Annotated in this window: 16 protein-coding genes; 11 read left to right on the top strand and 5 right to left on the bottom strand. The window is 63.2% G+C overall.

Translation table 11 applies throughout. The features are described from left to right. Nucleotides 1-338: 338 nt before the first annotated feature. The 4 genes from tpx to AC5PZ0_RS13725 all read right to left on the bottom strand — a co-directional run bounded on the left by tpx (nucleotide 339) and on the right by AC5PZ0_RS13725 (nucleotide 4,984). Nucleotides 339-839 (bottom strand): thiol peroxidase, encoded by a 501-nt coding sequence (gene tpx / locus AC5PZ0_RS13710; protein ID WP_252823768.1) that lies wholly within the window; start codon nucleotides 837-839, stop codon nucleotides 339-341. A 168-nt stretch (nucleotides 840-1,007) separates the two neighbouring features. Continuing rightward, on the bottom strand, nucleotides 1,008-2,288 hold the full coding sequence (locus AC5PZ0_RS13715) for a serine/threonine transporter (protein WP_027593596.1): 1,281 nt from the start codon (nucleotides 2,286-2,288) through the stop codon (nucleotides 1,008-1,010). A gap of 240 nt (nucleotides 2,289-2,528) precedes the next feature. Continuing rightward, a complete protein-coding gene (locus tag AC5PZ0_RS13720) occupies nucleotides 2,529-3,725 on the bottom strand; it encodes an amino acid aminotransferase (RefSeq protein WP_099429096.1) in 1,197 nt (398 codons plus the stop codon). A gap of 233 nt (nucleotides 3,726-3,958) precedes the next feature. Beyond that, nucleotides 3,959-4,984 (bottom strand): Ldh family oxidoreductase, encoded by a 1,026-nt coding sequence (locus tag AC5PZ0_RS13725; protein ID WP_099429095.1) that lies wholly within the window; start codon nucleotides 4,982-4,984, stop codon nucleotides 3,959-3,961. A 143-nt stretch (nucleotides 4,985-5,127) separates the two neighbouring features. Between AC5PZ0_RS13725 and AC5PZ0_RS13730 the strand changes: the two genes are divergently transcribed. The 11 genes from AC5PZ0_RS13730 (at nucleotide 5,128) to AC5PZ0_RS13780 (ending at nucleotide 17,866) form a co-directional block, all read left to right on the top strand. Continuing rightward, nucleotides 5,128-6,000 (top strand): MurR/RpiR family transcriptional regulator, encoded by an 873-nt coding sequence (locus tag AC5PZ0_RS13730; RefSeq protein ID WP_027593599.1) that lies wholly within the window; start codon nucleotides 5,128-5,130, stop codon nucleotides 5,998-6,000. 21 nt (nucleotides 6,001-6,021) lie between these two features. After that, nucleotides 6,022-6,774: a transporter substrate-binding domain-containing protein gene (locus AC5PZ0_RS13735; protein ID WP_099429094.1), complete on the top strand. Its 753-nt coding sequence runs from the start codon at nucleotides 6,022-6,024 to the stop codon at nucleotides 6,772-6,774. Nucleotides 6,775-6,945: 171 nt separating this feature from the next. Continuing rightward, entirely contained in the window at nucleotides 6,946-7,665 is a 720-nt protein-coding gene (locus AC5PZ0_RS13740) for an ABC transporter permease (RefSeq protein ID WP_027593601.1), read from the top strand. Continuing rightward, entirely contained in the window at nucleotides 7,662-8,372 is a 711-nt protein-coding gene (locus tag AC5PZ0_RS13745) for an ABC transporter permease (protein ID WP_493855189.1), read from the top strand. Before AC5PZ0_RS13740 ends, AC5PZ0_RS13745 begins: the two co-directional genes overlap by 4 nt. A 16-nt stretch (nucleotides 8,373-8,388) precedes the next feature. Continuing rightward, entirely contained in the window at nucleotides 8,389-9,633 is a 1,245-nt protein-coding gene (locus AC5PZ0_RS13750; protein ID WP_493855190.1) for an NAD(P)/FAD-dependent oxidoreductase, read from the top strand. A gap of 20 nt (nucleotides 9,634-9,653) precedes the next feature. Further along, entirely contained in the window at nucleotides 9,654-10,436 is a 783-nt protein-coding gene (locus AC5PZ0_RS13755; RefSeq protein WP_027593604.1) for an amino acid ABC transporter ATP-binding protein, read from the top strand. Between the two features lie 427 nt (nucleotides 10,437-10,863). After that, nucleotides 10,864-11,673, top strand: coding sequence for a gamma-glutamyl-gamma-aminobutyrate hydrolase family protein (locus AC5PZ0_RS13760; RefSeq protein ID WP_493855191.1), 810 nt, complete (start codon nucleotides 10,864-10,866; stop codon nucleotides 11,671-11,673). Between the two features lie 448 nt (nucleotides 11,674-12,121). Next, entirely contained in the window at nucleotides 12,122-13,033 is a 912-nt protein-coding gene (gene kdgD, locus AC5PZ0_RS13765; protein ID WP_099429090.1) for a 5-dehydro-4-deoxyglucarate dehydratase, read from the top strand. Between the two features lie 104 nt (nucleotides 13,034-13,137). Continuing rightward, nucleotides 13,138-14,499 carry an MFS transporter gene (locus tag AC5PZ0_RS13770; RefSeq protein ID WP_493855192.1) on the top strand — a complete coding sequence of 454 codons (1,362 nt, stop codon included), beginning with the start codon at nucleotides 13,138-13,140 and terminating at the stop codon, nucleotides 14,497-14,499. Between the two features lie 78 nt (nucleotides 14,500-14,577). After that, a complete protein-coding gene (gene garD / locus AC5PZ0_RS13775; protein WP_085274372.1) occupies nucleotides 14,578-16,131 on the top strand; it encodes a galactarate dehydratase in 1,554 nt (517 codons plus the stop codon). A gap of 154 nt (nucleotides 16,132-16,285) precedes the next feature. Beyond that, nucleotides 16,286-17,866: an aldehyde dehydrogenase (NADP(+)) gene (locus AC5PZ0_RS13780; protein WP_085274371.1), complete on the top strand. Its 1,581-nt coding sequence runs from the start codon at nucleotides 16,286-16,288 to the stop codon at nucleotides 17,864-17,866. Between the two features lie 171 nt (nucleotides 17,867-18,037). Here the strand turns inward: AC5PZ0_RS13780 and AC5PZ0_RS13785 are convergent, their stop codons facing one another. Next, nucleotides 18,038-18,787 carry a FadR/GntR family transcriptional regulator gene (locus AC5PZ0_RS13785; RefSeq protein ID WP_493855193.1) on the bottom strand — a complete coding sequence of 250 codons (750 nt, stop codon included), beginning with the start codon at nucleotides 18,785-18,787 and terminating at the stop codon, nucleotides 18,038-18,040. Nucleotides 18,788-18,865: the final 78 nt, after the last annotated feature.

Below are 18,865 nucleotides of genomic sequence, written 5' to 3' on the forward strand. Positions count from 1 at the left end.
GGTTGAACGAACCTTGTTCGGAGTGACGACTTGGGAGGGTTGAACGATAAGCACTGGCATCGTTTTAGCAAAGGCCCTTTACCAGAGGTTTACCTTTGCCTGACGTTGCCAAAACACTGAACTTTAAACGAAAACGGCCCGGAAATCGTTCCGGGCCGTTACAGGGTGTTGCTTGGAGCGGTGGGCGGGGCTGGAGTTCCGTTGCCTCTGCCGGCCTCTTCGCGGGTAAACCCGCTCCCACAGGATTACCACTGTTTCTAAGACCAGTGGCCATCCTGTGGGAGCGGGTTTACCCGCGAAAGGGCCGGAACAGGTAAACCCACCGGCCCGACCTGCCTTTATTTCAGAACAGCCAGCGCAGCCTCGTAGTTCGGCTCGTCAGCGATTTCACCGACCAGCTCGCTGTGCAGCACGTTGTCGTTTTCGTCCAGCACGACCACTGCACGTGCAGCCAGGCCAGCCAGCGGGCCGTCGGCGATGGCCACACCGTAGTTTTCGAGGAACTCGGCGCCACGCAGGGTCGACAGGTTCTTCACGTTCTCCAGGCCTTCGGCACCGCAGAAGCGCGCCTGGGCGAATGGCAGGTCGGCGGAGATGCACAGCACCACGGTGTTGGCTACATCGTTGGCCTGGGCATTGAACTTGCGCACCGACGTGGCACAGGTTGGGGTGTCGACGCTCGGGAAGATGTTCAGCACCTTGCGCTTGCCGGCGTAGTCCTGCAGCGACTTGTCAGCCAGGCCTTCACCCACCAGCGAGAAGGCTGGCGCCTGAGCACCGGCTTGCGGCAGGTTGCCTTTGACCTGAACCGGGTTGCCTTTGAGAGTCACTTGAGCCATGGACGAAATCCTTATGCGGGGTTTGAAAAGGACACCGAGTTAAGCATGAAGGCGGCCGGGTGCCTATGGGTGAAGCAAAAATTGTTTTATTGCCAGACAATTCTTGTGGACAAAAAAATGCCCAGGTCGCAACAGGCGACCTGGGCATTGCTTGTCACGGGCGGTGGATCAGCTCAGCAAGCCGTAAACCACCGACGTCAGCGCAACCACGCCAACCGCGACCACGAACACGTTGGACATCGCCCCACTGTACTTGCGCATCGAAGGCACGCGGCGAATGGCGTACATCGGCATCAGGAACAGCAGCACCGCGATGATCGGGCCGCCCAGCGATTCGATCATGCCCAGAATGCTTGGGTTGAGGGTGGCGACGATCCAGCACACCACCAGCATCAGCGCAGCGACCACGCGGTCCAGGGCTTTGGCGCCCGGGCGCGCGCCGGTTTTGGCAATGATGCCTTTCAGGCCTTCACTGGCACCGATGTAGTGGCCCAGGAACGACTTGGCGATAGCAATGAAGGCAATCAGCGGTGCGGCAAACTCGATGGTCGGGTTGCTGAAGTGGTTGGCCAGGTACGACAGGATCGACAGGTTCTGTGCCTTGGCTTCAGCCAGCTGGGCGCTGCTGAGAGTCAGCACGCAGCTGAAGACGAAGAACAGCACCATGGCCACCATCAGCAGGTGGGCGCGGGCGAGGATCTGGCCGCTGCGCTCATCGGCATGCTCGCCGTAACGGCGCTTCTGGTCGACCGCGAACGCCGAGATGATTGGCGAGTGGTTGAACGAGAACACCATCACCGGAATCGCCAGCCACACGGTGTGCAGGAAGGCCGAGCCCGACGGCAGCTGGGTGGCGCTGTCGAGAATACCACCGGTCCAGTGCGGTACCAGGTACAGGCCCAACAGCGCCAGGGCCACGATGAACGGGTAGACCAGCAGGCTCATGACCTTGACCGTGGCCTGCTCACCGCAGCGCACGATGGCCAGCAGGCCCAGGATCAGCACGAACGACAGGATCGCCCGCGGCGGCGGCGTCATGTGCAGCTGGTGCTCCATGAAGCTGGTGACGGTGTTGGTCAGCGCCACGCTATAGATAAGCAGGATCGGGAAGATGGCGAAGAAGTACAGCACGGTGATCAACGCACCGGCGGTAATGCCGAAATGCTCCTCGACCACTTCAGTGATGTCCCCGCCCTTGCGCCCGGAGAGGACGAAACGGGTCAGGCCACGGTGGGCGAAGTAAGTCATCGGGAAGGCCAGCACGGCCAGGATGATCAGCGGCCAGAAGCCACCGAGGCCAGCATTGATGGGCAGGAATAAAGTACCTGCGCCGATGGCGGTGCCGAACAGGCCCAGCATCCATGTGGTGTCTTGACGTGCCCAGCTGCCCAAGGCTGCCGGGGTCGATTCTTCATAGCGCCGTTCGACGCTTGGGGCCTGCTCATTCATTCCGGGTGTAGCTCCACTCGCAAGACTGCAACAGGGCTGGGAATGGCGAACCAGACGCTTCGCGCTCCCCAACCAAAAAAGAGGGGCGCGATTGTGCACTGAAAGTGGGCGGTTGCGAAGCCCCGTCCGAGGGACGGTTGCACTTGTCATGACAACTGGGTGAAACCGGGGGCCGCTTCGCGCCCCATTCGCGGCGCAAGGCCGCTCCTACAGCTGTTGCGCGAAGCGGCCCCTATCACATCACTTCTGAACGGCGGCGAACGCCTCGGCAACCCGTTGCAGGTTGGCCGGACGCAGGCCGGACATGCATACCCGGCCGCTGTCGATCAGGTAAACGCCGAACTCGTCACGCAGGCGACGCACCTGCTCGACGCTGAAACCGGTGTAGCTGAACATGCCGCGTTGACGCAGGAAGAACTGGAAGTCCTGGCCTGGCAGCAGCGTGGCCAGCGCATCGACCAACGCCTGACGCATGTCCAGGATGCGTTTACGCATCACTTCGACTTCTGCCGCCCATTGGGCATTGAGCGCGGCATCGCCCAGTACGCCGGCGACCAGTTGGGCACCGAAGTTGGGTGGGCTGGAGTAGTTGCGGCGCACGGTAGCCTTGAGCTGGCCGAGCACGCTCTGCGCGGTGGCGTCATCGTCGCAGACCACCGACAGGCCCCCAACCCGCTCGCCATACAGCGAGAAGATCTTCGAGAACGAGTTGCTGACCAGGCACGGTACGCCGGCACGGGCCATTTCACGGATGGCGTAGGCGTCTTCCACCAGGCCTTCGCCGAAGCCTTGGTAGGCGATGTCGAGGAACGGGATCAACTGACGCGCCTTGACCACTTCCACCACCTGCTGCCACTGGTTCTGGTCCAGGTCGGCGCCGGTCGGGTTGTGGCAGCACGGGTGCAGCAGCACGACGCTGTTGGCCGGCAGGGTCTGCAGGGTTGCCAACATGCCGTCGAAGTCGACGCCACGGCTGACCTGGTCGAAGTACGGGTAGGTATTCACCTTGAACCCGGCACCTTCGAAGATGGCGCGGTGGTTGTCCCAAGTCGGGTTGCTGACCCAGACTTCGGACTGCGGGAAGTAGCGCTTGAGGAAGTCGGCCCCCACTTTCAGTGCGCCAGAACCACCCACGGTCTGCACGGTGGCCACGCGGCCGCCGGTCACGGCCGGGTGATCGGCACCGAACAGCAGCGCCTGGATGGCTTGGCGGTAGCTGGCCAGGCCTTCCATCGGCAGGTACAGCGACGCTTCGTGAGCAACGCCTGCGATGCGTTTTTCGACGGCATCCACCGCCGCCAGTTGTGGCACCACGCCGGCTTCATCGTAGTACAGGCCGATACTCAGGTTGACCTTGTCGGCGCGGGGATCGGCCTTGAAGGTTTCCATCAGCGAGAGGATCGGGTCGCCGGCATAGGCATCGACATGTTTGAACACAGCGTGCAGCTCCTTGGATCAGGACAGTTCGGAATGGCTGCCCTGAGCATACCCGGAGTCGCGGTGGAGGAACATCACCGATTGTGCAGGTTGTCTATGCAAGATTGCACAGCCCTAGATTCGTGCTGCCTGTAACGGCCCTTTCGCGGGTAAACCCGCTCCCACAGGTGCACCGCAGGTCTCGAATACTGCGCAGAACCTGTGGGAGCGGGTTTACCCGCGAAGAGGCCGGTTCAGGCAACTAATGCCTTGAGGCCCTGCAGTTCCTGCTCGGTCAATGCCACGCCCTCTTCCTCGGCCACCTCGCGCTCGCGGTAACGCCGCTCCCCGGGCATCCGCGTCAGGCCCACGGCCTGCATCTGCTCCACCAGCTCGCGGCTGCGCTGGGCAAACCGCTCGCCTTCGGCCTTACTCGGGTCGATGACGATGATCAACTGCCCGGTCCAGGGCGTCTTGGCCCCAGGGTGCCCGGACCAGTCGAACTCCCAAGAGAAGTTCCCGCCCGTCAGCGCCGCCGCCAGCAGCTCGACCATCATCGACAACGCCGACCCCTTGTGCCCGCCAAACGGCAGCAAGGCGCCGCCTTCGAGAATGGCCTTGGGGTCGGTGGTCGGCTGGCCGTTGGCATCTACCCCCATGCCCTCGGGCAACTGCTGGCCGGCCCGTGCAGCGATCTGCACATCGCCATGGGCCATGGCGCTGGTGGCCATGTCAAAGACGATCGGGTCATGTTCGGCACACGGTGCGGCAAAGGCGATGGGGTTGGTACCAAACAGCGGTTTGCGTGCACCATGCGGCACCACGCAGGTCATGCTGTTGACCACACTCAGGGCCACCAGGCCCTCTTCGGCGAACGGCTCTACATCCGGCCACAGCGCCGCGAAGTGGTGCGAGTTGTGGATCGCCAGCACTGCGATGCCGGCATTGCGTGCCTTGGCCACCAACAGCTCACGGGCCGCCGCCAGCGCCGGCTGAGCAAATCCGCCCGCTGCATCGACACTCACATAGCCAGCCGCCACATCGCTGACCTTCGGCCTGGCCTGGCCATCGACCCAGCCACTGGCCAAGGTCGAGACATAGCCCGGAATACGGAACACGCCATGGCTGTGAGCGCCATCGCGCTGGGCGCTGGCGCAGTTGTGGGCCAGCACCTGGGCCACGGTTTCGCTGCAGCCATGACGCTGGAGGATTGCCTGCAACAGGTTCTGCAGCTCGGTAAAAGGCACACGCACGGCAGTGCCAGTGGAAGGTGCGGACATCTGAAGCTCCTTGTTGGAATTAGAGTGGCTACAGCGTTGCAACGACAAAAACTTTCCTGCATGTGACAGCTATCTGTCAAATATTGACTTGATGACAGAAAACATTCATTTTCTATCGCAAGCCTCACCCCCGGAGAAACAGCATGAGCCAACCGATCAAGCAACGCCTGGAAAACAGCCTGCAAGGGGCTGCCGCCTCAGGCCGCACGATCGCCAGCTACATGCTTGCCAACCTGCACGAACTGCCCTTTCAGACCTCGGCCAGCATCGCTGCCAAGCTGGGTGTCAGCGAATCCAGTGTTGGCCGTTTCTGCCGCTCGTTAGGTTATGCCCACCTCAAGGCGCTCAAGCAAGACCTGCAGAACGACCTGGGCGATGGCCCGTGGCTGGTCGGTGACCGCTTGCAAGACTACCGCCAGAACCATGATGCCAGCGACAACGCCGGCAGCCTGGAGCTGGAAATCGCCGCCCTGGTGCGTGTGCACGAGTACCGCCAGAGCGAGCCCTGGCACCGCGTGGCACAGCGCCTGGCAAGCAAACCACGGGTGTTCATCGCCGGCTTTCAGACCGAGCGCGGCGTCGCCATGTGCATGAGCCACCTGCTGCAGTACCTGCGCGATGGCGTACAACTGGTCGACCTCAGCGCCGGGCACTTCGGTGAGGTGCTGTTGGGCCGCGCCGAAGACAGCGCCCTGGTGGTGTTCGAGGCGCGTCGTTATTCCCGCCACGCCCTGCAGCTGTGCCAGAAGGCGCGCGAGGCTGGCATTGCGGTCACCCTGGTGACCGACACCTTCTGTGACTGGGCCGATGCCAACGCCGACGAGGTGTTCCGCATCCCCACCGAGTTCAACCTGTTCTGGGAATCCACCGCGACCATGCTGTCGTGGGTGCACCTGATGGTCAACGAGGTCTGCAAGAAGCTCGGGCCGGATGTTGAAAAACGCTTGGAAGCGACTGCCGCTCTACATAACGAATTCGTCGGCTACACCTCGTGGCCGGCGGGAAAACAACAATAGCAAGAGTGCAAGAGGTGCGAGATGAACAAGACCATGGCTATGGTAGGTGCGTGTGCCCTGCTGCTGGCGGGCGCCGCCAGTGCTGAAACCCTGCGTTTCGCCACCGAAGGTGCCTACCCGCCCTTCAACTATGTCGACGCCGATAACCAGCTGCACGGCTTCGACATCGACATCACCCACGCCCTGTGCGAACAGATGAAAGTCGAATGCACCCTGGTCGCCCAGGATTGGGAAGGCATCATCCCGGCCCTGATGGCGCGCAAGTACGACGCCGTGGTCGCGTCGATGATCGATACCGAAGAGCGCCGCAAGAAAATCGCCTTCACCGATCATTACTACCGTACCCCGCTGACTGTGGCTGTGGCCAAGGACAGCAAGATCACCGATGCCCAGAACAACTTCGTCGGCTACACCGTGGGCGCCCAATCCTCGTCGACACAAGCCATCTATGCCGAAGACGTCTACGGCAAGGCCGGTGCCGACGTGAAACTCTACCCGACCATGGATGAAGCCAACGCCGACCTGGCCGCAGGCCGCCTGGATGGCGTGATCGCCGACAAGTTCCCCCTGCACGAGTGGATGACCAAGAACGGCCAGGACTGCTGCAAGATCCTCGGCGACGTGGCCGACACCAAGGCCGACGCGGCCATCGCCGTGCGCAAGGATGACGAGGCGCTGCGCCAACGCCTGAATACCGCACTGCAACAGATCGTTGCCAACGGTACCTACCAGAAGATCGCCAGCAAGTATTTCGCCTTCGATATCTACAACTGATCTTCAGGAAACGACGCAATCCTGTAGGAGCAGCCTTGTGCTGCGAAAGGGCTGCAAAGCGGCCCCCTGCAATCTGTGCCGCGGCATACACCCTGGGGCTGCTCCGCAGCCCTTTCGCGACACAAGGCCGCTCCTACCAAGAGAACGCGTTGCTCACCTTAGGGGTTTGTCATGCTCGATCAATTGTCCTTGCTGTCCTTCGCCAGCGGAGGCTGGGGCCAGGCGTTGCTGGCCGGCGCCCTGGTCACCGTTTCGCTGGCCCTCGCCTGCCTGCCCATCGGCCTGCCGCTGGGCCTGGCCGTAGCGTTTGCCGCACGTTCGCGCAAACGCCTGCCACGGGCCTGGGCCACGACCTTTTCTACCGTGTTCCGCGGCCTGCCCGAACTGCTGACGCTGCTGATCATCTATTACGGCTGCCAGATCGCCGCGCAAAAAGTGTTGGCCGCCCTCGGCTATCAAGGCGAATTCCTGATCAACACGTTCCTGGCCGCCATGATCGCCTTCAGCCTGGTGTTTGCCGCATTCTCCAGCGAAATCTGGCTGGCAGCCTTCAAGACCCTGCCCAAAGGGCAACTTGAAGCGTGCTCGGCACTGGGCCTGAGCAAGCGCACAGGCTTCTTCAAGGTGGTGCTGCCACAACTGACGCGCATCGCCCTGCCCGGCCTGTCCAACAACTGGTTGTCGCTGCTCAAGGACACCTCGCTGGTGTCGACCATCTCGCTGGTCGACCTGATGCGCCAGACCAACCTGGCCGTCAGCGTGACCAAAGAGCCGATGTTCTTCTATGGCGTTGCCTGCCTGGGTTACCTGCTGTTCTCGGCGGTCTCGGGACGGGTCTTTGCCTTCATTGAACGGCGCAGCAGCCGTCACCTGCAAGGAGCCCGGGCATGACTATCGAACAATGGCTGGCAGCCGTCCTCGACCCGGACCTGCTGGAACGCTACGGCCCGCGCTTCGTCGATGGGCTGCTGGTGACAGCCAAGCTGGTGGCGATTTCATTCACCCTGGGCGCCGTACTCGGCCTGCTGCTGGCACTGGCACGCTTGTCGCGCAGCCAGGTGCTGCAGCGCATGTCGGCCGGTTATGTGTACTTCTTCCGCGGCTCGCCGCTGCTGGCGCAGTTGTTCCTGCTTTATTACGGCCTCGGCTCGTTGAAAGGTTTCTGGCAGGACGTCGGCCTCTGGTGGTTCTTCCGCGAAGCGTGGTTCTGCACGTTGCTGGCATTCACCCTGAACACCGCCGCCTACCAGGCCGAGATCTTCCGCGGCAGCCTGATGGCCGTCGCGCCTGGGCAGCATGAGGCGGCGCGGGCACTGAACCTGAGCCGCTCGACCACCTTCTTCAAGGTGATCCTGCCACAGTCGCTGCTGGTGGCCATCGGCCCACTGGGCAATGAACTGATCCTGATGATCAAGGCCAGCGCGATTGCTTCGCTGGTGACCATCTACGACCTGATGGGCGTGACCAAACTGGCGTTCTCGCGCAGTTTCGACTTCCAGATCTACCTGTGGGCCGCCGTGCTCTACCTGGTGATCGTCGAGCTGGTACGGCGCCTCCTGAAACACCTGGAAGCCCGCCTGGGCCGCCACCTGAACTGACCGAAGGATACGTTCCATGCATTGCCAGACTCTCGTTCTCGGCGCCGGCATTGTCGGCGTCAGCACCGCGCTGCACCTGCAGGCGCGCGGGCGCCAGGTGATTCTGATCGACCGCGACGAACCCGGCAGCGGCACCAGCCATGGCAACGCCGGGCTGATCGAGCGCTCCAGCGTGATTCCGTATGCCTTCCCCCGGCAAGCGGGCGCGCTGCTGCGTTACGGCCTGAACCGCCAGCCCGACGTACGCTACAGCTTGCTGCACTTGCCCAAGGCCGCACCGTGGCTGTGGCGCTACTGGCGCCAGTCGGCGCCGGGGCGCCTGGCGGGTGCCGCCGCCGACATGCTGCCGCTGGTACAGCGCTGCGTCGAAGAGCATGACGCGCTGATCGAAGCCGCCGGCCTGGAAGGGCTGGTTCAGGCCAAAGGCTGGATCGAGGTGTTCCGCGACCCGGCCCTGTTCAAGCAGGCGAAAGAGGACCTCAAAGGCTTGAGCCGTTACGGCCTGCAGTACGAGATTCTCGAATGCGGGCAGCTTCAGGCACGCGAACACCAACTGGACAGCACCGTGGTGGGTGGCATTCATTGGCTCGACCCGAAGACCGTGAACAACCCCGGCGCCCTCACCCGCGGCTATGCGGCGCTGTTCGTCAAACGTGGCGGGCAGTTCCTGCATGGCGATGCGCGCAGCCTGCGCCAGGTCGAAGGGCAATGGCAGGTCCACAGCCGTCGCGGCCCGGTCACCGCCGACGAAGTGGTGGCCTGCCTCGGCCCACAGTCGGCCGACCTCTATGAAGGCCTTGGCTACCAGATCCCGTTGGCGATCAAGCGCGGCTACCACATGCACTACGCCACCCGTGACGGTGCGCAACTCGAGCATTCGATCTGCGATACCCAAGGCGGCTATGTGTTGGCGCCCATGGCCCGGGGCGTGCGCCTGACCACCGGTATCGAGTTTGCTGCCAGCGACGCGCCAGGCAACGAAATCCAGCTGCGCCGCTGTGAAGCCTTGGCCCGGCGGTTGTTCCCGGCACTCGGCGAACGCCTTGATGACACGCCGTGGCTGGGCCGGCGCCCGTGCCTGCCAGACATGCGCCCAGTGATTGGCCCAGCGCCGCGGCACAAAGGCCTGTGGTTCAACTTCGGGCATGCACACCATGGCCTCACCCTGGGCCCGGTCAGTGGCCGGCTGCTGGCAGAACTGCTGACCGGCGAGCGCCCGTTTACCGACCCTGCGCCCTACAGCGCGACACGTTTCGACTGAACCCTGCGGAGAACAACAATATGACCGCCCCTTTGAGCCTTGCCAGCCTTGCTCCAGCACCCGACCCGCGCCCGGTACTGATCCGTATCGAGGGTTTGAACAAGCACTATGGCGCGTTTCATGTCTTGCGCGACATCGACCTGCAGGTCCGCGAAGGCGAACGCATCGTCCTGTGCGGCCCGTCCGGTTCGGGCAAGTCGACGCTGATCCGCTGCATCAATCGCCTGGAAGTGGCCGAAAAAGGCAGCGTCCAGGTGGATGGTACCGACCTGGCCGCCACCACGCGCCAGGCGGCGCAGATCCGCAGCGAGATCGGCATGGTGTTCCAGCACTTCAACCTGTTCCCGCACATGAGCGTGCTCGACAACTGCCTGCTGGCCCCCACCAGCGTGCGCGGGCTGTCGCGCAAGGACGCCGAGGAACGCGCGCGCATGTACCTGGCCAAGGTCGGCATCGAGAGCCAGGCGCACAAATACCCCAGCCAGCTGTCCGGTGGCCAGCAACAACGCGTGGCCATCGCCCGCGCCTTGTGCATGAAACCCCGCATCATGCTGTTTGACGAGCCGACCTCGGCGCTGGACCCAGAGATGGTCGCCGAGGTGCTGGATGTGCTGGTAAAGCTGGCCGACACGGGCATGACGATGCTCTGCGTCACCCATGAAATGGGCTTTGCCCGGCAGGTGGCCGAGCGGGTGCTGTTCCTTGAAGGTGGGCAGATCATCGAAGACAGCCCGCCGCAGGTGTTCTTCAACCAACCGAAGACCGAGCGGGCCAAAGGGTTCCTGGCGCAGATACTGCACTGATCCGTGTAGGAGCAGCCTTGCGCTGCGAAGAGGCCAGTGACAGCACCGTAAATCTTCGTGGCTGCCACTGGCCTCTTCGCAGCACAAGTCCATCGATTACAGGTGGCGTGCCAATGCATACGCCGCCTTCATTGCACCGCTGCAATGAACCAACTGCGTCGTTAAATATAATTGACCTCACCCCCTGCCAAACCCTTGCCGCCACAGGCCTGCAACGGTTTAACCCCCCTGAAATCGGCGTATACCCCCCTCTAAAGCCTCTACCAGTCGTTTGACATATCGAACGGCTCTGGCAAGCTAGCAACAAGTCCCGACCGGAATCGTCGCCTCTGACGAGCCGGCAGTGCTCGGGGCTTCAGGTCGCACTCAAGGCCCCGGCCGTGCGCCTGCACAACAACGACAGGTCGAACCTGTCCCAAGGTGACATATGTCCAACAGCAACATTGGCAACAAGCAACCTTCCCTGCGCAAACCCATCGTCCTGATGACCATGGGCAGCCAAGAGCGCAAAGGCCATGACTATCAGGTCATGACCCACAAATACATTACTCCGCTGGTCGACTTCGCCGGTTGCGTCCCGGTCCTGGTGCCCACCTGCTGTGGCACTGAAGACCTCGAGACCTACCTGGACATGGCCGACGGCGTCTACCTGACCGGTGCCGGCAGCAACATCGACCCGGCCCTGTACGGCCAGGAGAACGAAACCCCCGGCAAAGGCCAGGACAAGGCACGCGACCTGTTCGACATCCCGCTGGTCAAGGCAGCCCTCAAGCGTGGCCTGCCGATCTTCGGCATCTGCCGTGGCATGCAGGAAATCAACGTGGCGCTGGGTGGCGACATCTACCAGAAGGTGTACGCCGAGCCAGGCTTCAACGACCACCGCGAAAACCCCGAAGACCCGGTCGACGTGCAGTACGCTCAAGTGCATGCCGTGAAGGTCAAGCCAGGCAGCTGGCTGCGCGACACCCTGGGCTGCGACGAGATCCGCGTGAACTCGCTGCATGGCCAAGGCCTGCGCAATTTGGGTAAAGGCATCGAGCCGATCGCCCTCGCCGAAGACGGCCTGGTCGAGGCTATTCATGCCCCGAGCATTTCGCCCTTCCTGTTCGCGGTGCAGTGGCACCCCGAGTGGCAAGCTGCGAAAAACCCTGATTCGATCAAGATCTTCCAAGCCTTCGGCGACGCTTGCCGCGCCCAGGTTCGCAAGTCCCAGGTCAAGCACCATCAGGCTGCCTGACACAAAGCTTCGTTAGCTTTGATCGCGGGGCGGCGCAAGGCCGCCCCCGCTTCCCCGGTCACCCTCTGCTGGTCCCAGAACACTTCCCGTGGATGCGGGCGGCGGCCTTGTGTCTGTCTCCGCGATCGTTTTTTCCTCCCCCCTCAAGAGATACGATGACTGTTTGCCATGAACCTGAGTGCCAGGCTTCATGCATGATCGGTTGTCGCCTACTACGCCCCATCCGCGGGCAAGCCCGCTCCCACGGGGTTTTCTAGGTGCTGACTGTTTGCGCTATCCCTGTGTGAGCGGGTTTACCCGCGAAAGGGACGCCTGCAGAAACACGCCTTCCTCAGCCCATCAGGGAAAAAAAATGCATCGAGGGACTAGTCATCGTACAAGTTGTACGATAACTTACCTCCATCGCTTCTACACACCCTCACCCAAGCGCCACAGGATGCCTATAACAATGAATCCACAAGAACTGAAATCCATCCTCTCCCACGGCCTGCTGTCTTTCCCGGTCACCGACTTCAATGCCCAGGGCGACTTCAACCAGGCGGGTTACATCAAACGCCTGGAATGGCTGGCCCCTTATGGCGCCAGCGCCCTGTTCGCAGCCGGCGGTACCGGTGAGTTCTTCTCCCTGGCGGCCAGCGAATACAGCCAGGTGATCAAGACTGCCGTCGACACCTGCGCCACTTCGGTGCCGATCCTCGCCGGCGTTGGTGGCTCGACCCGCCAGGCCATCGAATACGCGCAAGAAGCCGAGCGCCTGGGTGCCAAGGGCCTGCTGCTGCTGCCGCACTACCTGACTGAAGCCAGCCAGGACGGCGTCGCCGCCCACGTCGAAGCCGTGTGCAAATCGGTGAAGATCGGTGTAGTGGTCTACAACCGTAACGTCTGCCGCTTGAACGCCGACCTGCTGGAAAAACTCGCCGAGCGTTGCCCGAACCTGATCGGCTACAAAGATGGCCTGGGTGATATCGAGCTGATGGTGTCGATCCGCCGCCGCCTGGGCGATCGTTTCAGCTACCTGGGTGGCCTGCCGACCGCCGAAGTGTATGCTGCTGCCTACAAGGCCTTGGGTGTGCCGGTCTACTCGTCGGCCGTGTTCAACTTCGTGCCAAAGACCGCGATGGACTTCTACCACGCCATCGCCCGCGAAGACCACGCCACCGTTGGCAAGCTGATCGACGACTTCTTCCTGCCGTACCTGGACATCCGTAACCGCAAGGCCGGCTACGCAGTCAGCATCGTCAAGGCGGGCGCCAAGCTCGCCGGTTACGACGCAGGCCCGGTGCGCACGCCGCTGACCGACCTGACCGCTGAAGAATACGAAATGCTCGCAGCCCTGATGGACAAGATGGGTCCGCAATAAGCGAACCCCCGCGGCCTGTCTCAGCCGCACCCGGAGTGGGAAGCCCCCACTCCGGTTACACCTCGTGAGCCCGCACAAAAATAACTAGTGGGAGTACTACCAGCATGCAAGCGACTAAGAAGACGCATGTGCGCTACCTGATCCTGTTCATGCTGTTTCTGGTGACCACGATCAACTATGCCGACCGCGCTACCATTGCAATCGCAGGCTCCAGCCTGCAGAAAGACCTCGGCATTGACGCCGTCACCCTCGGTTATATCTTCTCTGCCTTTGGATGGGCTTACGTGGCTGGCCAGATCCCTGGTGGCTGGCTGCTCGACCGTTTCGGCTCCAAGAACGTCTACGCCTTCAGCATCTTCACCTGGTCGCTGTTCACCCTGTTGCAAGGGTTTGTCGGTGGCCTGCCGGTGGCATGGGCAATCGTAACGCTGTTCACCCTGCGTTTTCTGGTCGGTTTTGCCGAAGCCCCGTCGTTCCCGGGCAACGCCCGCATCGTCGCGGCCTGGTTCCCCACCGCAGAACGCGGCACGGCCTCGGCCATCTTCAACTCGGCGCAATACTTCGCCACCGCACTGTTTGCCCCGATCATGGGCTGGATTGTCTTCAGCTTCGGTTGGGAACACGTGTTCGTGGTCATGGGCGGCCTCGGGATCCTGTTCTCGTTCGTGTGGATGAAGACCATCTACAACCCCAAGCAACACCCGCGCATCAGCCAAAGCGAGCTCGAGCACATCGAGCAGAACGGAGGCCTGGTGGACATGGACCAGAAACGCGGCAACGACGGCCCGAAATGGGGCTACATCAAGCAGTTGCTGACCAGCCGCATGCTGCTGGGCGTGTACCTGGGCCAGTATTGCATCAACGCCATCACCTACTTCTTCCTGACGTGGTTCCCGGTGTACCTGGTGCAAGAGCGTGGGATGACCATCCTCAAGGCGGGCATCATTGCCTCGCTGCCGGCCATTTGCGGTTTCATCGGTGGCGTGCTGGGCGGGGTGCTGTCGGACTGGCTGCTGCGCCGCGGCAATTCGCTGACCTTCTCGCGCAAGCTGCCGATCGTCTGCGGTCTGTTGCTGTCGACCACCATGGTCTTCTGCAACTATGTCGACGCTGAATGGATGGTGGTCGGTTTCATGACCTTGGCCTTCTTCGGCAAAGGCATTGGTGCACTGGGCTGGGCTGTGGTCGCCGACACCTCGCCCAAGCAGATCGCCGGCCTTTCGGGCGGCCTGTTCAACACCTTCGGCAACATCGCCTCGATCACCACGCCTATCGTCATCGGCTACATCATCAGCGCCACCGGTTCGTTCAAGTGGGCCCTGGTGTATGTAGGCGCCAACGCCCTGGTCGCGGTGTTCAGCTACCTGGTGATCGTCGGCCCGATCAAGCGCATCGAGCTGCGTGAACCCCCAAAGGCTGAAGCCGACGTCACCGCCAATGGTGACCTGGCAAGCGCCCGACACTGAGTGAACACGCCCGCGCCCGGCACCTGCCGGCCGCGGGCGGATGTATAAAGCCTGAGCAATCACAAGAAGGGCCCGAACATGCAGTTGATCGAACATTCCGACTCGCCCCGCTACGTCCGCCTGCACGATGACGACAATGTCGTGGTAGTGGTCAACGACGGCGGCCTGGGCGAAGGCGCCCGCTTTCCCGACGGCCTGACCCTGGTCGAAGGCGTGCCGCAGAGCCACAAGGTCGCCACCGTACTGATCGCCAAAGGCGAGCCGGTGCGCCGCTATGGGCAGATCATCGGTTACGCCCTTGAAGACTTGCCCCAAGGCAGCTGGGTTCAGGAAAGCCAGCTGGCCATGCCAGAAGCCCCAGCGCTGGACAGCCTGCCGCGCTGCGACGCCGTCCCCGACGCCTTGCCGCCACTCGAGGGGTTTACCTTCGAGGGCTACCGCAATGCCGACGGCACCGTCGGCACCCGCAACATCCTCGGCATCACCACCACCGTGCAATGCGTGACCGGCGTGCTGGAGCATGCGGTCAAGCGCATTCGTCAAGAGTTGCTGCCGCTGTACCCCAACGTCGATGACGTGGTCGCCATCACCCACAGCTACGGCTGCGGCGTGGCGATCAACGCCCGCGATGCCTACATCCCGATCCGCACCGTGCGCAACCTGGCGCGTAACCCTAACCTTGGCGGCGAAGCGCTGGTCATCAGCCTGGGCTGTGAAAAGCTGCAGGCCGGCCAGGTCATGCACGACAACGACCCCTCGGTAGACCTCAGCGACCCGTGGCTGTATCGCCTGCAGGACGCCAGCCTGGGCTTCGGCGAAATGATCGAACAGATCATGGCGCTGGCTGAAACCCGCCTGAAGAAGCTCGACCAGCGCCGTCGCGAAACGGTGCCCGCCAGCGAGCTGATCCTGGGCATGCAGTGCGGCGGCAGCGATGCCTTCTCCGGCATCACCGCCAACCCCGCGCTGGGTTATGCCTCGGACCTGCTGGTACGCGCCGGCGCGACCGTGCTGTTCTCGGAAGTGACCGAAGTGCGTGACGCCATCTACATGCTGACCTCCCGCGCCGAGAACCAGGACGTGGCCGATGCGCTGGTGCGCGAGATGGACTGGTACGACCGCTACCTGCAGCAAGGTGCGGCCGACCGCAGCGCCAACACCACGCCGGGCAATAAGAAAGGCGGCCTGTCGAATATCGTCGAAAAGTCCTTGGGCTCGATCGTGAAGTCCGGCAGCGGCGCTATTCAGGGCGTGCTCGGCCCTGGCGAGCGAGTCGCCCGCAAAGGCCTGATCTTCTGCGCGACCCCGGCCAGCGACTTTGTCTGCGGCACCTTGCAGCTCGCAGCTGGCATGAACCTGCATGTCTTCACCACCGGCCGCGGCACGCCGTACGGCCTGGCCATGGCACCCGTGGTCAAGGTGTGCACCCGCACCGAGCTGGCCGAGCGCTGGCCTGACCTGATCGACATCGACGCCGGGCGCATCGCCACAGGCCGCTCGAGCATCGAGGAACTGGGTTGGGAGCTGTTCCACTACTACCTGGACGTGGCCAGCGGCCGCAAGCAGACCTGGGCCGAACAACACCGGCTGCACAACGACATCACCCTGTTCAACCCGGCGCCGATTACCTGATGTAGCGATTTGGCATGGCCCCTGTGGGAGCGGGCTCGCCCGCGAAGCAGCCAACGCAATGCAGGGCACCGGCTTTGCCGGTGTTCGCGGGCAAGCCCGCTCCCACAAGTACCGTGCCGTCCTTCAGCCTTTTATTTCATCAAAGGAGCACCCCATGCCTGAGATCCTCGGCCACAACTTCATCGCCGGCCAGCGCAGCGCCGCTGGCGCGCAACGCCTGCAGAGCCTGGACGCCACCACTGGCGAGGCCCTGCCCTACAGCTTTGCCCAGGCCACCGAGGCTGAAGTGGACCAAGCCGCCCAAGCCGCCGCTGCCGCCTTCGCCGAATTCCGCCAACTGGCCCCGGCGCGCCGCGCCGAATTCCTCGATGCCATCGCCGCCGAACTGGATGAGCTGGACGACGCCTTCGTCGCCATTGTCTGCCGCGAAACCGCCCTGCCTGCAGGGCGTATCCAGGGCGAGCGCGGGCGTACCAGTGGCCAGATGCGCCTGTTCGCGCAAGTCCTGCGCCGCGGTGATTACCTGGGGGCACGCATCGACCTGGCCCTGCCGGATCGCCAACCGCTGCCTCGTGTCGACCTGCGCCAGATGCGCATTGGCGTAGGCCCGGTTGCCGTGTTCGGTGCCAGCAACTTCCCGCTGGCCTTCTCGACTGCCGGTGGCGACACCGCCGCCGCCCTCGCCGCGGGCTGCCCGGTAGTGTTCAAGGCGCACAGCGGCCACATGGCCACGGCCGACCTGGTCGGTTGTGCCATCCAGCGCGCCGCTGAGCGCACCGGCATGCCCAAGGGCGTGTTCAACATGGTCTTCGGCGGCGGAGTCGGCGAATGGCTGGTCAAGCACCCGGCGATCCAGGCCGTCGGCTTTACCGGCTCGCTCAAGGGTGGCGATGCACTGTGCCGCATGGCCGCCGAACGCCCACAGCCGATCCCGGTGTTTGCCGAGATGTCGAGCATCAACCCGGTGATCATCCTGCCCGGTGCCCTGGCCAAACGCGGCGAAGCCATCGCCCGCGAACTGGCAGGCTCGGTGTGCCTGGGTGCCGGCCAGTTCTGCACCAACCCTGGCCTGGTGATCGGCCTGCAATCGCCGCAATTCAGCCAGTTGCTGGCCGACCTCGGCCAGCACCTCGACCAACAGGCTGGCCAGACCCTGCTCAACGCCGGCGGCCTGCGCAGCTACGTTGGCGGCCTGGAGCACCTGCACGCCCACGCTGGCATCGAGCACCTGGCCGGCCAGGCACAGGAAGGCAACCAAGCCCGCGCCCAACTGTTCAAGGCTGACGCCCGCCTGTTGGTCGACGCCGACCCATTGCTGCAAGAAGAAGTGTTTGGCCCGACCACTGTGGCCGTCGAAGCCCAGGACAACGAACAACTGCGCGCCGCACTGCTCGGCCTGCGCGGCCAGCTGACCGCGACCCTGATCGGCGAGCCGGAGGATTTCGAAGCGTTCGCCTGGCTGGTGCCGCTGCTGGAAGAAAAGGTCGGCCGGATTCTGGTCAATGGCTACCCGACGGGTGTCGAAGTGTGCGACGCCATGGTGCATGGCGGGCCGTACCCGGCAACCTCGGATGCACGCGGCACGTCGGTCGGCACCTTGGCCATCGACCGTTTCCTGCGCCCGGTGTGCTACCAAAACTACCCGCAGGCACTGCTGCCTGAGGCGCTGCGCGATGGCAACCCGCTGGGGCTGCGTCGCCTGGTGAATGGGCAGTGGAGTGAAGAGGCGATCTGATCGTCTTTAGAATGGAAAAAGCCCCGCACATGTCGGGGCTTTTTTTTTGTCTGTACCGGCCCCTTCGCGGGTGAACCCGCTCCCACAGGATCACTGCAGGCCTGAAATCTGTGCCCCCCCCCTGTGGGAGCGGGTTTACCCGCGAAGAGGCCGGCCCGGGCGACAGAGGGCTCAGCCCCCCTGCGCTTCCGCCTCTTCATGCGCCTGACGCAACCGCTCGCGGCTGTTGCTCAAGTGCATGCGCATGGCCATCTTCGCCCCTTCGCTGTCTTGCCGGGCAATCGCTTCGTAGATCGCCTCGTGCTCATGCATCAACCGGCTCATGTAGTGCGCCTGGTCATCATGGGCCAGGCGTGCCGAATTGAGCCGGGTACGTGGAATGATGCTGGTACCCAGGTGGTTGATGATGTCGGCAAAGTAGTGGTTGCCGCTGGCCTGGGCGATGCGCAAGTGGAACTGGAAGTCCGCGGACACGGCATCGGTCGCATGGGCCGCGCCTTCGTTGAGCTCGTCCAGCGCTGCGCGCATGCCAACCAGCTGTTCATCACTGCGCCGCTGCGCCGCCAACCCTGCCGACTCGATCTCCAGGGCAATGCGCAACTCCAGCACTGCCAGCACTTCGCGCAGGGTCACCACGGTCGCCGGGTCGATGCGGAAACCGCCCGTGGCCGGTGCGTCCAGCACAAAGGTGCCGATGCCATGGCGGGTCTCCACCTGGCCTGCGGCCTGCAGCCGCGAGATGGCCTCGCGCACCACGGTGCGGCTGACGCCCTCTTCCGCCATGATCTGCGATTCGGTCGGCAGCTTGTCGCCGCGCTTGAGCTGGCCGCTGCGAATTCGCTCGGTCAGCACCGTGACCAGTTCCTGGGCCAGACTGCGCGGCTTGCGCCGGGTCCTTGCCTGTACCTGCTGCTCTGTCATGCCCTGTATTTCACCTTGAAAGACAGCGCCCATGATAGCGCAAGCAGTTGTACGATCACATACACCCAATGCGGTATT

The organism is Pseudomonas sp. 5.2 (assembly GCF_059025405.1).